This is a genomic window from Streptomyces violaceusniger Tu 4113 (assembly GCF_000147815.2).
Taxonomy (GTDB): Bacteria; Actinomycetota; Actinomycetes; order Streptomycetales; family Streptomycetaceae; genus Streptomyces; species Streptomyces violaceusniger_A.
The window spans coordinates 97,914-111,281 of sequence record NC_015957.1 but is presented as its reverse complement, the minus strand read 5'-3'; the positions used below and the strand labels follow the sequence as shown (position 1 = coordinate 111,281).

9 protein-coding genes are annotated in these 13,368 nt (G+C 70.9%); 5 read left to right on the top strand and 4 right to left on the bottom strand.

The genetic code is table 11. The features are described from left to right. Window positions 1-4 precede the first annotated feature (4 nt). The gene (locus STRVI_RS00470; protein WP_251982530.1) at window positions 5-1,081 is read left to right on the top strand and encodes an endonuclease/exonuclease/phosphatase family protein; all 1,077 of its coding nucleotides are present in this window, start codon (window positions 5-7) and stop codon (window positions 1,079-1,081) included. 54 nt (window positions 1,082-1,135) lie between these two features. On the opposite strand, the gene STRVI_RS00465 is transcribed toward STRVI_RS00470, so the two are convergent. Continuing rightward, window positions 1,136-2,185 (bottom strand): LysR family transcriptional regulator, encoded by a 1,050-nt coding sequence (locus tag STRVI_RS00465; RefSeq protein ID WP_106685598.1) that lies wholly within the window; start codon window positions 2,183-2,185, stop codon window positions 1,136-1,138. Between the two features lie 156 nt (window positions 2,186-2,341). On the opposite strand from STRVI_RS00465, the gene ligD reads away from it, so the two are divergent. Further along, window positions 2,342-3,280, top strand: a complete 939-nt coding sequence (ligD, locus tag STRVI_RS00460) for a non-homologous end-joining DNA ligase (protein WP_014053651.1) — start codon at window positions 2,342-2,344, stop codon at window positions 3,278-3,280. A gap of 55 nt (window positions 3,281-3,335) precedes the next feature. On the opposite strand, the gene STRVI_RS00455 is transcribed toward ligD, so the two are convergent. Continuing rightward, complete coding sequence (locus STRVI_RS00455; protein WP_014053650.1) at window positions 3,336-5,417, bottom strand: PhoX family protein; 2,082 nt, start codon at window positions 5,415-5,417, stop codon at window positions 3,336-3,338. Window positions 5,418-5,686: 269 nt separating this feature from the next. On the opposite strand from STRVI_RS00455, the gene STRVI_RS51670 reads away from it, so the two are divergent. From STRVI_RS51670 to STRVI_RS00440, 3 genes are all read left to right on the top strand, one after another. After that, on the top strand, window positions 5,687-7,888 hold the full coding sequence (locus tag STRVI_RS51670; RefSeq protein ID WP_014053649.1) for a VWA domain-containing protein: 2,202 nt from the start codon (window positions 5,687-5,689) through the stop codon (window positions 7,886-7,888). A gap of 160 nt (window positions 7,889-8,048) precedes the next feature. Then, a complete protein-coding gene (gene metG / locus STRVI_RS00445) occupies window positions 8,049-9,782 on the top strand; it encodes a methionine--tRNA ligase (protein ID WP_014053648.1) in 1,734 nt (577 codons plus the stop codon). A gap of 118 nt (window positions 9,783-9,900) precedes the next feature. Beyond that, window positions 9,901-10,296 carry a hypothetical protein gene (locus STRVI_RS00440; protein ID WP_014053647.1) on the top strand — a complete coding sequence of 132 codons (396 nt, stop codon included), beginning with the start codon at window positions 9,901-9,903 and terminating at the stop codon, window positions 10,294-10,296. A 91-nt stretch (window positions 10,297-10,387) separates the two neighbouring features. Here the strand turns inward: STRVI_RS00440 and STRVI_RS00435 are convergent, their stop codons facing one another. Beyond that, on the bottom strand, window positions 10,388-11,302 hold the full coding sequence (locus tag STRVI_RS00435; RefSeq protein ID WP_014053646.1) for an intradiol ring-cleavage dioxygenase: 915 nt from the start codon (window positions 11,300-11,302) through the stop codon (window positions 10,388-10,390). A 148-nt stretch (window positions 11,303-11,450) separates the two neighbouring features. Further along, window positions 11,451-13,313 (bottom strand): aspartate--tRNA ligase, encoded by a 1,863-nt coding sequence (gene aspS, locus STRVI_RS00430; RefSeq protein ID WP_014053645.1) that lies wholly within the window; start codon window positions 13,311-13,313, stop codon window positions 11,451-11,453. Window positions 13,314-13,368: the final 55 nt, after the last annotated feature.

Sequence of the window (13,368 nt, the reverse complement as noted above, 5' to 3'; positions counted from 1 at the left end):
CAGCGTGGAGACGACAGTCGCGGAGGACCAAGGCACCGGCCCCGGCCGCCCGTCCGGCGCCCCGCGCGGCCCCCGGGGCACCCGGGGCGCCGTCGCCCGGCTGCTCCGGCTCCCCGATGGACGGGCCCGGCGGACGGCGGCCTGGTCCGCGATGGTGCCGCTGGCCCTGGTCAGCGCGGTGGTGCTATGCCGGGCCACGGACATCGACGGCATCACCCCCATGCCGCAGCTACTGGCCTTTCTGCCCTGGCTGCTGGTCCCGGCGGCGCTCGGGCTGCTGCTCGGCACGGCCGCCCGCTGGCCACTGGGGTGCGGCTGGGCGCTGGCGGCAGCCGCGGCCACCGGATGGTTCATCCAGCCGTACGACGGCGGCACCCCGCCCGAGCCGCACGGACCGGTCCTCGCCCGGCTGCGGGTGATGACCGCGAACCTCGAATTCGGCCAGGCCAGGGACGGACTGCTGACCGCGCTGCGCCGGGAGCGGCCGGACCTGGTCGCGGTCCAGGAGTGCGACACGGAGTGCGCCGAGGCGCTGGAGACGGCCGCCGTCCGCACGGCCTACCCGTACCGGAGCATCGCCCTCGGCGACAGCCCCGCCGCGGGCTCGGCGATCCTCAGCCGCCACCCGCTGACCCGGGAGGAAGGGGTGCGCGGGACGCTGCGGATGCCGGGGGCGGTCGTCCGGATCGCCGGACAGCGGCTGCGGCTGCAGGTCGCGCATCCCATGCCGCCGATGCCCGGCCAGTTGGACGTCTGGCGCACCGAGCTGGGGCGGCTGCGGTCCTACGCCGCCGGGCGGGGCGAGGAACCCACCCTGATCGCGGGCGACTTCAACGCCACCCAGGACCACGCCGCCTTCCGGGCCGTCCTGGACACCGGGCTGCGGGACAGCGCACGGGCCACCGGAGTCTCCCGCACGCCGAGCTGGCCGAGCGCCACGGCCCCGGTGCTGGGGGCGCAGATCGACCATGTGCTGGCCAGCCGGGCGCTGCGGCCGCGCACGGCCCGCTTCCTGGAGCTGCCGCACACCGACCACCGGGCGCTGCTGGTGGAGCTGGACCTGTACGGGCCACAGGGCTGACCGGCGGCTGAGCCCTCGCCCGGATCGCGACTCAGCCCTCGCCCGGGTCGCGACTCAGCTCTCGCTCGGGTTGTAGGAGTTGGCCAGCTCGAACGGATCGGGCTCCAGGCCCGCCGTGGGCCAGCGCTGCTCCCGCTGCCAGCGCGCGTTCTCCTGCGCGAGCGCGTCCCAGAGCAGATTGAGCGGATGGCCCGCGTCATAGGACGCGCGCTCACCGCGCCGGGTGAAGGCGCCCAGCAGCACCTCCAGCCGGGGCCCGGTGTCATTGACCAGCTCGACCGCGCGCAGCCCGCGTCCGTACGCCACCCGCGGATCGCCCGCCGCGTCCGCCACCCCCTTCGTGACCAGCATGCAGCCGCGCAGCAGACCGGAGCGCAGCAGCTCGAAACCGTAGTTGACGGTGTCGATCTCGGCGGCGATGCGCAGCTTGTTGCGGTAGTCGCCGCCGAACCAGGTGTGCAGCACCCCGGCCATCAGCCCGCTGGCCGAGACCACCAGCGGCAGGGAGCGCAGCGCGCTGCTCGGGGCGGTGGGACCGGGCAGCTCGGCCTCGGACAGATTGGTCAGCAGCGAGACCCCGCTGCGGCGCCACTCCATCACATCGAAGGCGGCGAGTTCATCGTCGCCCTCGGGCCGGGTCACCACGGAGCCGCACACCAGGTCGACATCCTTGGCGCGCAGCTTGGCCAGTACGTCCCGGGTGCGCACATGGCCCACCTTGAGGTCGATGGCGCGCTGCCGGAACTCCTCGGACACCCGCTCCCCGGCGCCCGCCAGATAGCTGAGGGTAAATCGGGTGGTGCCCACCACCAGGGTTTTCCCCAGGCGGCGCCGTGACTCATGGATGCCGTCCAGCCACTCGCCGAGAGTTCCGCGCGCCAATTCGACCAGGGCTTCTCCGGTGCCGGTGAACAGCACGTCCTTGCCGCGCCCCTGCTTGAGTATGAGGGGTTCGCCGCAAAGCTCGCGAAAGTTCCGGTTCATGGTGTCGATCTGCTTTTGCACACTGGACTGTTCACGGCCCAGAATCCGTGCGGCGCCCAGTGCGGTACCGGCCTCATGGACCATGATCAGGGTGCGCAACTGGTCCATCGTGGTGTCCATGAGCGCGAGTGGGCTCTGCGCCCAACGGCCGCGCCGATCCGTCGTCGGTGGGCCGATCGACCCGGGTCTCACCATGATTTCCCCCGCTTTTCAACTTCTCCCGTTTTCCTGACTCCAGAGTTTAGTCAGCTATCCACACGGTTACCCGGGTCCGATATGAGCGAGAAGCGGACCGATGCGCGAAACGTCAGGGCCGGGAGCCGCACCGTACGGATCAGCCGCCCGGAAAAGGTGCTCTTCCCCGACGACGGGATCACGAAGTGGGATCTCGTCGCGTACTACCGCTCGGTCTCCCGGCGCATCATTCCGCAGTTGCGCGGCCGCCCTTTGATGATGGAACGCCATCCGGACGGAATCGGCGGCAAGCCGCTGATGCAGAAGAACGCCCCCGACTACTTTCCGGACTGGGTGCGCCGCGCCGTACTGCCCAAAGAGGGCGGCGAGGTCACTCATGTGGTCTGCGACGACACCGCGACCCTCCTCTACCTCGCCGACCAGGCGTGCGTCACCCCGCACCGCTGGCTCTCCCGCGCCGACCGGCCCGACCACCCCGACCGGCTGGTCTTCGACCTCGATCCGCCCCCGGCGGAGGAGTCCGCATTCGAGGAGGTGCGCTGGACGGCCCGGCGCTGCTGCGGGCTGCTCGGCGAGCTCGGGCTGCCGGGGCTGCTGATGACCACCGGCTCCCACGGACTGCATGTCATCGTCCCGCTGGACCGCCGCGCCGACTTCGACACCGTACGGTCCTTCGCGCGCGATGCCGCCGAGCTGCTGGCCGCCCGCCACCCCGACCGGCTCACCACCGAGCCGCGCAAGGCGAAGCGGCGCGGTCGGCTCTATCTGGACATCCGGCGCAACGCCTACGCCCAGACCGCCGTCGCCCCGTACGCGGTGCGCGCCCGCCCCGGAGCCCCCGTCGCCACGCCCATCGACGCGGCTGAGCTGGACGACCCGGCGCTGAGCGCCGACCGCTGGACGCTGCGGACCGTCGGCGAGCGGCTCGCGGACGACCCCTGGGCCCGTACGGACACCAGGGGCCGTTCCCTGCGCGCCCCCCGCGAGCGGCTGCGGCGGCTCGCGGAGGGCGAAGGCTAGCGCTTGAGCCCCAGGGGCCTCAGGCGCCTAAGGAGCCTCATGGACCCCATGGGCCTCAGGCGCCGATGTCGCCGCCGTCGCGCCGCCAGACGCTGACCACGGACGGCCGGGTCAGCTTGCCCGGGCCGTCGGGCCAGGTGGACGCGGGCTTCTCCACGCTCGCGCCGTCGAGCTCACCCGGGTGCTGCACGGCCACCAGCACCCGCCGCTCCTGCACGATCGGGCCGCAGGTCTCGGCGCCGTTCGGCACGGTCAGGAACTGCTTGACCTGGCCGCGGCGGCTGCCCGCCGTCGCCACGCCGAACAGCCCGTCGTGGTTGCCGAGCGCGTTGCCGTCCGTGGAGATCCACAGATTGCCGTGCGCGTCGAAGGTGATGTTGTCCGGGCAGGAGATCGGGCTGACCTGGTCCTTGGGGAAGCCGCCGAAGTAGGTGCTCGGGTCCTCGGGATCGCCGCAGACCAGGAACAGCCGCCAGTTGAAGCGGGTGGAGCCCGGGTTGTTCCAGCGCTCGGTCAGCTCGAGGATCTGGCCGTGCTTGTTGGCGTTGCGCGGGTTGGCCTCGTCGACGGCGGCCTTGCCCTCCTTGCCACGGTCCGTGTTGTTGGTCAGCGCGATGTACACGCGACCGGTGCGCGGGCTCGGCTCGACGTCCTCGGGGCGGTCCATCTTCGTCGCACCGGCCTTGTCGGCGGCCAGCCGCGTGAAGACGTACACCTCCTCGGCGGTCATCCCCGCCACGAAGGAGCGGTCGCCGCAGGCCAGCGCGATCCACTCACCGCCGCCGTCGAACTCGCCGTCCTTGGGCAGCTTTCCGGTGCCGTCGATCTCGGCGGACGGGCTGTCGCCGGTGAACTTGGCGACGTACAGCGTGCCCTCGTCCAGCAGCGTGCGGTTGTGCTCGCGGGCGGTGCGGCTGTTGCCCTTCATCATCCGCTTGGCGGAGACGAACTTGTAGAAGTAGTCGAACTTCTCGTCGTCGCCCATGTAGAGGACCGGACGGCCGTCGGTGGTCAACCGGGGCTCGGCGGCCTCGTGCTTGAAGCGGCCCAGCGCGGTCAGCTTGCGCGGAGTGGAGTCGGGGTCGAACGGGTCGACCTCGATGACCCAGCCGAAGCGGTGCGCCTCGTTGGGCTCCTTGGCGAGGTCGAAGCGGTCGTCGAAACGCTCCCACTTGCGCTCGGAGGCGCCGTCCTTGAAGCCGTACCGCTTCAGGGCCGCCTTGACGGTCGGGTCGGTCACCTTGTCGGGGTTGGCGAAGTACTGGTTGAAGTTCTCCTCGCCGGAGAGCACCGTGCCCCACGGCGTGATGCCGCCACCGCAGTTGTTCAGCGTGCCGAGGATGCGCTTGCCCGACGGGTCGGCGGAGGTGCGCAGCAGCTTACTGCCCGCCGCCGGGCCGGTGACCTCGAACGGAGTGGTCGCGGTGATACGGCGGTTGAGGTGGTGGCGGGGCACGGCGGTGAGCCGGCCCAGCCGGCGCTCCTCGGCCGTCATGACCACGGACAGCCCGTGCGCGGCCCAGCCGATCTCGGCCTGCTCGCGGGTGGGGTTCTCCGGGTCGTACCCGGCGAACATCAGCACCTCGTCGGTGTACTCATGGTTGACCACGAGGAGCTGATGGTCGCGCTCGCCGGGGACGTCCAGCACCGCCATGTAGTCGTTGTTGTAACCGAACTGGCCCGCCTGGGCCTTGGCGCTCTGCTTGGCCGGGTCGAACGCGGGCGCACCGCGCAGGATCGGGTCGCCCCAGCGGAGCACCACGTTCTGGTCGTGGCCCTCGGCGGCGACCACGGCGTCCTCGGTGTTGGGGGCCACCGGCGAGAAGCGGAGGCCGCGGGCGGCCTTGTTGTGCGTCGCCTCGGCGGCGGCACCGGCGGTGGCGGCGTCGCCGGACGCGGCGGACGCCTGCGGCGCCCGCTCGACCGCCACGACTCCGGTCGCGGCCGCCACGGTCACCACCGCACCGGCCCGCAGAAGGGAACGGCGCGAGGCGGCACCGGCGATGACGTCACCCACGTAGGCGTTGTCGCTGGTGTTCGGCGTCTCGTGAAAGCAGGCGTCGCCACAGCGGTACCGGCACGTCAGCGCGGAACGACCGCCCGGGTGCGAGCTGATGAGCGGCAGGAGGTTGCGCACGTCTTCCCCTCCGTAAGGGTGTCACGTATGGGCTTCGCAGGGCCCCGCATGGGCAGTACGCCGACGCGGTCGGGCCGACATGACGTCGGGATCCTTTGGCGGCGAAGCTATGGGCGTAGAACCGCACGGTGTCGAAGAACGCCTGAACCAGAGGTGAACGAAGCGCGAGCGGAATCGGCGGAAGAGGGCCGCCCAACGGCCCGCTAGCCTTTCGGCACCACGGTCATGCACCGCCATGCACCGCACTCGACACGTGAGAGGTATCTCCCATGGGCATACGGGACCTACTGCGCAAAGTTTTCGGCCGCTCCCGAACCACGGGGGTGGACGAAGCTTCTGCCGCGCCGGAGGCGGAGGTTGTCCCGGACCCCCAGTCGGCCGAGAAGTCGGCACAGCCGACGGTAGAGCAGACGGCGGACGAGAAGGCCAAGTCCAAGGCTGAGTCGGCCGCCGAGCCGAAGGCTGCAGAGTCCGGCGTCGAGCCGAAGGGCGAGGTGGAGGCCGAAGCCGAGCCCGAGCCCGAGCCGAAGGCTGAGCCGAAGGCTGAGCCGAAGCCTGAGCCGAAGCCTGAGCCGACCGCGGACATGGCACCGGCCCCGGACTCCCCCGACGACGAATCCACGCACGACCCGGCCCTGTCGGCTCCGCTGAAGTCCCTGGACGAGATCCTGAAGTCCCCGGCGCCCGAGGACACGACAACCTCCGGCGACGACGCGCCGAGTGAGGCAGCGGCAGCGGCCGACGCGAAGACGGAGGCGAAGGCAGGGGCGGACAAGCCCAAGCCCGCCACCGAGGACGAGCCAAAGGCCACGCCCGAGCCGGACGTTGACGCCCAGCCCACGTCGTCGGACGGTGCCGACGCCACGTCCCCCACCACCCCGGCGGCCGACGCCGAACCCGAGCCGACGCCCGAACCGGCAGCCGAGGCCGAGGCGGAGCCCGCCACCGCGCCTGAGGCTGCCGCAGCCGCGGACGCCCCGGCGGCGGAGGCGAGTGCCGACGCCGGAGCCGAGACGAAGGCAGGCACCGAGGCCGCTGCCGAGACCAAGACCGGTGACGAGCCCGCCGAGACCACGGCCGAGGCCGTGGCGAAGGCCGAGCCTGAGCCCGCGCCCGCAACCGACCCCGCGCCGGAGGCCACCGAGCGGGTAGCGGAAGCCGCCGACGCATCCTCGGCGGAGGCCGACACCACGCCCGAGGCCGAGGTTGTGGAGGACCCCGCGCCGGAGCCCGCCACGGCGGAGACGGCAACTGCCGCCGCGCCCGAGGGTGAGGCAGCGGCAGAGGCTGACGACGAGGCCATGCCCGCCGCCACGAGCGACGAGGCCATGCCCGTGGCCGCCGCCACGAGCGACGACAAGCCCGCCACGGTAGAGGCCGAGGCCAAGGCGGAAGCCGAACCGGAGGCCCCGGCGGAGGCCGAGCTCGCGGTCGACGGCGATGCCACGGCGGCCCCGGCGGCAGCGAGTGCCGACACCGAGCCCAAGGCCGAAGCCGAAGCGGCAGCAGAGACCGACGACGAGGCCATGCCCGCCGGCACGAGCGACGACAAGCCCGCTGCGGCAGAGGCCGAGGCCAAGGCGGAAGCCGAACCGGAGGCCCCGGCGGAGGCCACGCCCGCGAACGACGGCGAAGCCGCCCCCGCGACCACGACCGATGGCAAGCCCGCCGAGGCGGAGGCCGAGCCGGTGGCAGCCGCAGCCGCCGCACCCACCGCCGCCAAGACCGAAGCACCCGCCACCGCACCCGCCACCGCGTCAGCCATCGCGCCCGCCGACCTCGCATCGCGGGCGCCCGGGCTGGTCGGGGCCTTCGCCGCCGCGGGGGAGGCCGTCCAGGCGCATGGGCTGGCCGGGCAGCGGGCGGTCGTCTACCTCGTGCTGGACCGGTCCGGGTCGATGCGGGGGTACTTCAAGGACGGCACGGTTCAGCACCTCGCCGAGCAGGCGCTCGCCCTGTCCGCACAGTTCGACGCCACCGGCACCGTGCCCGTCGTGTTCTTCTCCACCGACATCGACGGCACCGCCGACCTCGAGCTGGACCAGCACACCGGCCGCATCGAGGAGCTGCACGGCTCGCTCGGCCACATGGGGCGGACGAACTACCACACCGCCGTCAACGCCGTCATCGAGCACTACAAGGCGTCCGGTACCACCGCCCCCGCGTTCGTGATCTTCCAGACGGACGGCGCGCCCACCGCGAAGACCGCGGCCGAGAAGGCGCTGTGCGAGGCGGCGGGGCTGCCACTGTTCTGGCAGTTCCTGGCGTTCGGGGACCCGGAGGCGAAGGGGTTCGACTTCCTCCGGAAGCTGGACACCGCGCCCGCGCTCGCCGTCCCGGAGAAGCGGGCGGTCGACAACACCGGCTTCTTCCACGCCGGGCTCGACCCGCGTGCGGTCGCCGACGCCGAGCTGTACCGGGAGATCATGAAGAAGTTCCCGGGCTGGCTGACCGCCCGTAAGCAGGGCTGACCAGGGGCCGCACCACACCCGACAACCCACCGGGCACCACATCGGGGGCCATCCGCCGCGGAAAAAACGCCGCGCGGGTGGCCCCCGTCACTCGGATACGATATGGGCGGCTCAGTAGAGCCGGACGTCACTTACCGTATCGACTCGGGAGCAGCCTGCAATGGCTCGACACCTCATCACCAGCGCCCTTCCCTACATCAACGGGATCAAGCACCTGGGCAACATGGTGGGGTCCATGCTCCCGGCCGACGTCTACTCCCGCTATATGCGCCAGCGCGGCCATGACGTCCTCTACATCTGCGCCACCGATGAGCACGGCACCCCCGCCGAGCTGGCCGCCAAGGAGGCCGGGCTGCCGGTCGACGAGTTCTGCGCCCAGCAGCACGAGGCGCAGAAGGCGATCTACGACGGCTTCGGGCTCGCCTTCGACTACTTCGGCCGCAGCTCCTCCGCGCAGAACGTGCAGATCACCCAGACGATCGCACGTGAGCTCAAGGCGAACGGCTTCATCGAGGAGCGCTCGATCCGCCAGGTGTACTCCAACGCCGACGGCCGCTTCCTCCCCGACCGCTATATCGAGGGCACCTGTCCGCACTGCGGCTACGACAAGGCCCGCGGCGACCAGTGCGAGAACTGCACCCGCGTGCTCGACCCGACCGACCTGATCGACGCCCGCTCCGCGATCAGCGGCAGCAGCGATCTGGAGGTCCGGGAGACCAAGCACCTCTTCCTCCTCCAGTCCAAGCTGGCGGAGGAGGTCGCCTCCTGGGTCGACGAGCGCGGCAAGGACTGGCCGACGCTGGCCTCCTCGATCGCCCGCAAGTGGCTGAACGAGGGGCTGCAGGACCGGGCGATCACCCGCGACCTGGACTGGGGCGTGCCGGTGCCGGCCGACACCTGGCCGGAGCTGGCGGCCGAGGGCAAGGTCTTCTACGTCTGGTTCGACGCGCCGATCGAGTACATCGGGGCCACCAAGGAATGGGCGGATCTGGACCCGGAGAACCGCGACTGGAAGTCGTGGTGGTACGACGTGGACGAGACCGTCCGCTACACCGAGTTCATGGCCAAGGACAACGTCCCGTTCCACACCGTGATGTTCCCGGCCACCCTCCTCGGCACCCGGGACGCCTGGAAGAAGGTCGACTACGTCAAGGCGTTCAACTGGCTGACGTACTACGGCGGGAAGTTCTCCACCTCCCAGAAGCGCGGGGTGTTCACCGACGCCGCGCTCGAGGTGCTGCCCGCCGACTACTGGCGCTACTTCCTGATGGCGAACGCCCCGGAGTCCGACGACACCTCCTTCACCTGGGAGCACTTCACCGCCACCGTCAACAAGGACCTGGCCGACACTCTCGGCAACTTCGTCAACCGCGTGCTGTCCTTCTCCCGCAAGCGGTTCGGGGACGAGGTCCCGGCCGGGCAGGCCGCCGGGGAGGCGGAGGAGCGCCTGGGCGAGGAGATCGCGCGGCTGCTGGCGGAGTACGAGGAGCACATGGACGCGCTCCAGTTCCGCAAGGCCGCGGCGGCGCTGCGCGCCCTGTGGAGCGCGGGCAACTCCTACCTGGAGGAGAAGGCCCCCTGGCTGGAGATCAAGACCGACCAGGAGGCCGCGGCCCTCACCCTGCGTACGGCGATGAACCTCATCCACCTCTACGCGATCGTCTCCGAGCCGTTCATCCCGTCCTCGGCACGGGCCATGCGGTCGGCGTTCGCGCTGAGCGAGGACACCGCGGTCTGGGTCGGCCAGGAGGAGGCGAAGGCGCTGGCGTCGGTTCCGGCGGGCACGGCCTTCACCGTTCCCCCGGTGCTCTTCGCGAAGATCACCGAGGAGGACCTGGAGTCCTTCCGGGAGCGCTTCGGCGGTGCGGAGCAGAACGGGAACGGCGCCGCGTAGCGGTCGGCGAGCGGGCGCCGCATAGCCGCTCATGCGCGTGTTGATCGCGCGGCAACCGTTCGTTTAGTCCCCTCGGTGACCCTGTGGAGTCCATAGCCACCGGGGAGTCGAGGAAGCAGTGCCGGACGCACGTGTCACGGTGACGGTCCACGGCCCCGACCCGCTCAGCCGGGCCGGGGTCGTGCGTCATCTGCAGCATCAGCCCAGCGTCGAGCTGGTCGACCGGCCGTGCCCGCCCGGCGACGAACCCCGCGGCGCCGTCGCCGTCATGCTCGCCGAGCGCCTCGACGACCGCGCCGGGGCGGAGCTGCGCCGCCTGGTGCGGGGCGGTCGGCAGCGGGTGGTGCTGATCGCGGGCGAGCTCCGTGAGACGGAGCTGATGGCGGTGATGGAGTACGGCGTGCAAGCCGTCTTATGGCAGCACCGGACCACGCCGAAGCGGCTGTTGCGCGCCGTGCACCGGGCCGCCCGCGCGGACCGTGGCACACCGTGCGGCGTGGACCGGAGGCTTTGACCCGAGGGCGCCCAGGGCTTCACCTCGCCTCAGGTCTTCACCTCGCCTCAGGGCTTCACTTCACCCCGGGGCTCCACTTCACCCCGGGGCTTCAGAGGTCGGTGCCCTCGTGGGTCTCGTCGGGGTCGACCCCCAGGGTGAGGCTTCCGGTGACACCCTTCTCGATCTTTCCCTTGCGGTACTTCAGGTTCAGCAGACCGCCCTGCGCGCCGTTGCCGGGGTAGATCCCGTCCTCGTCGAGGGTGGTGCGCTCGGTGGTGCTGGTGTTGTACGGGGCCACCTCGGCCGAGGCGAGCACCGCCTCCTCGGCGAAGAAGAGCTGACCGGTGTGGCAGGTGTGGCCGCCCTCGTAACCGGCGTCCGTGAGCTTGCCGCCGACGTGCACCTTGGTGTGGACGTGCACACAGCGGCCCCGGTACCAGCCGGGGAAGACCGTGGTGAACTCGACGAAGCCGTGCCGGTCGGTCAACTGGGTGCCGCGCAGATACCGCTTGTCGTCGGTCGGATCCTGGTGGCCGCCGCCGGGCGGGCCACCGGTCGGAGCACCCGTCGGGGCGTCGGTGGGCGGGGTGCCGGTGGGCGGGGTGCCGCCCCCACCGCTGCTCGAGCTCTCATAGCCCGAGTAGAGCCCCAGCGCGTCGCAGTGCCAGATGTCGACGGCGGCCTTCGCCACGGGTTTGCAGCTATCGGAGTCGATCACTTTGAGGCGGAGGGTCATCGGAATGCCCTCCTTGTGCTCGGTGATGTCCTTTCTGATCTTGTCCGCGTCGATGTAGTACGGCCCCTCGGTCGTCTCCGAGGTGAGCCGGTAACAGACCTCCCCGGACGGGGAGGAGGCGGAGGCCGAGGGGGTGGCGGAGGTCGCGGAGGTCTCGCCCGCCGAGGCGGTGGTGGCGATGGCCGTTCCCAGGCCCGCCGCCGCGACGGCCGCGCCGCCGGCCACCACGACCCGCCGCCTCGTCAGGTCCCGCTCGGGATCCAGGTCGTTGCTCTGCTGTTCGGTCATGGCCCGGGACAGTAGGGAGGCAAGCTGGCAGCCCCATGGGTGCCGGCTGTGAATGGCTGTGCGAAGCGCGTCATTCGGCCATCCGCAGACGCGGGGCGGGGGCGCGCCGTTCGGCACGCCCCCGCCCTGTGGGTCTCGTCCGGCCCGCCTACTCGGCGGGCTTCTCGGCCTCGGCGGCCGTCTTCTCAGCCTTATCTGCCTTCTCAGCCTTCTCGGAGGTCTCGGCCTTCTCGGAGGTCTCGGCCTTCTTGACCTGCGGCGGCTTGCGCACCGACAGGTGCAGCTCCCGCAGCCGCGCCTCGTCCACCTCGCTGGGCGCGCCCATCAGCAGGTCCTGCGCGTTGCCGTTGAGCGGGAAGGCGATGGTCTCGCGGATGTTGGGCTCATCGGCCAGCAGCATCACGATGCGGTCGACGCCGGGGGCGATGCCGCCGTGCGGCGGGGCGCCGAAGTGGAACGCGCGCAGCATGCCGCCGAACTCGCGCTCGACCTCGTCGCGGTCGTAGCCCGCGAGCGCGAACGCCTTGTACATGACGTCCGGCTCGTGGTTCCGGATGGCGCCGGAGGACAGCTCCACACCGTTGCAGACGATGTCGTACTGCCACGCCAGAATGTCCAGCGGGTCCTTGGTCTCCAGGGCCTCCAGACCGCCCTGCGGCATGGAGAAGGGGTTGTGGGAGAACTCGATCTGCCCGGTGTCCTCGTTCCGCTCGAACATGGGGAAGTCCACGATCCAGCAGAAGCGGAAGACGCCCTCCTCGAAGTGGCCGGTCCGCTTGGCGGCCTCGACCCGCACCGCGCCCATGATCTTGGAGACCTCGTCGAACTCACCCGCGCCGAAGAAGATCGACGTGCCGGGCTTGCCCTGGACCTCGGTGATCAGCTTCTCGACGTCCTCGTGGTTGAGGAACTTCGCGATCGGCCCGGTCAGCTTGGCGTCCTCGCCGATCCGCACCCAGGCCAGCCCCTTGGCGCCCTGCAGAGAGGCGAACTCGCCGAGCTGGTCGAAGAACTTCCGCGGCTGGTCGGCGGTGTCCGGCACCGCCAGCGCGCGTACGTGCTTGTCCGCGAACGCCTTGAAGCCGGAGCCCTCGAAGATGTGGCTGACGTCCCGCAGCTCGAGCTGGGCCCGCAGATCCGGCTTGTCGGAGCCGTACTTCAGCATGGCCTCGCGGAACGGGATCCGCGGGAAGGGCGAGGTCACATGCCGGCCGCCGCCGAACTCCTCGAAGAGCTCGGTCATCACCTTCTCGATGACGCCGAAGACGTCCTCCTGCTCGACGAAGCTCATCTCGACGTCGAGCTGGTAGAACTCGCCCGGCGAGCGGTCGGCGCGGGCGTCCTCGTCGCGGAAGCAGGGCGCGATCTGGAAGTAGCGGTCGAAGCCCGCGATCATCAGGAGCTGCTTGAACTGCTGCGGGGCCTGCGGCAGCGCGTAGAACTTGCCCGCGTGCAGCCGGGAGGGGACCAGGAAGTCCCGGGCGCCCTCCGGCGAGGTGGCGGACAGGATCGGGGTAGCCAGCTCGTTGAACCCCTGCGCGGTCATCTTCTGCCGGATGGCGGAGATGACGGCGGAGCGGAGCATGATGTTGCGGTGCATACGCTCGCGGCGCAGGTCCAGGAAGCGGTACTCCAGGCGCCGTTCCTCGCCGACCCCGTCCTCGGGGAAGACCGTGAAGGGCAGCGGGTCGGCGGCGCCGAGCACCTCGACGTCGGCGACCTCGACCTCGATCTCGCCGGTGGGCAGTTCGGGGTTGACGTTGTCCGCGCCGCGCGCGATGACCCGGCCGTCGATACGGACGACGGTCTCCTTGCTGATCGAGCTCAGCGCCTCGTTGGCGGCGGTGTCGGGGCGCACCACGAGCTGGACCAGGCCGTAGTGGTCGCGGAGATCGATGAAGAGGATGCCGCCCAGGTTCCGTCGATTGTGGAGCCAGCCGGAGAGCCGGACGTCGGTGTCGACGTCAGCGGCGCGGAGCTGACCACAGGTGTGCGACCGGTACCGATGCATCATTCATCCAAGTCGTCTGATCGGGAGGCGTGCGTACCCTCGTGAACTTCCGGCC

Coding starts and splice junctions, on each gene's coding strand:
- aspS (WP_014053645.1), bottom strand. CDS start 13,313: ATGCATCGGTACCGGTCGCACACCTGTGGTCAGCTCCGCGCCGCTGAC.
- STRVI_RS00465 (WP_106685598.1), bottom strand. CDS start 2,185: ATGGACACCACGATGGACCAGTTGCGCACCCTGATCATGGTCCATGAG.
- STRVI_RS51670 (WP_014053649.1), top strand. CDS start 5,687: ATGGGCATACGGGACCTACTGCGCAAAGTTTTCGGCCGCTCCCGAACC.
- ligD (WP_014053651.1), top strand. CDS start 2,342: ATGAGCGAGAAGCGGACCGATGCGCGAAACGTCAGGGCCGGGAGCCGC.
- STRVI_RS00435 (WP_014053646.1), bottom strand. CDS start 11,302: ATGACCGAACAGCAGAGCAACGACCTGGATCCCGAGCGGGACCTGACG.
- metG (WP_014053648.1), top strand. CDS start 8,049: ATGGCTCGACACCTCATCACCAGCGCCCTTCCCTACATCAACGGGATC.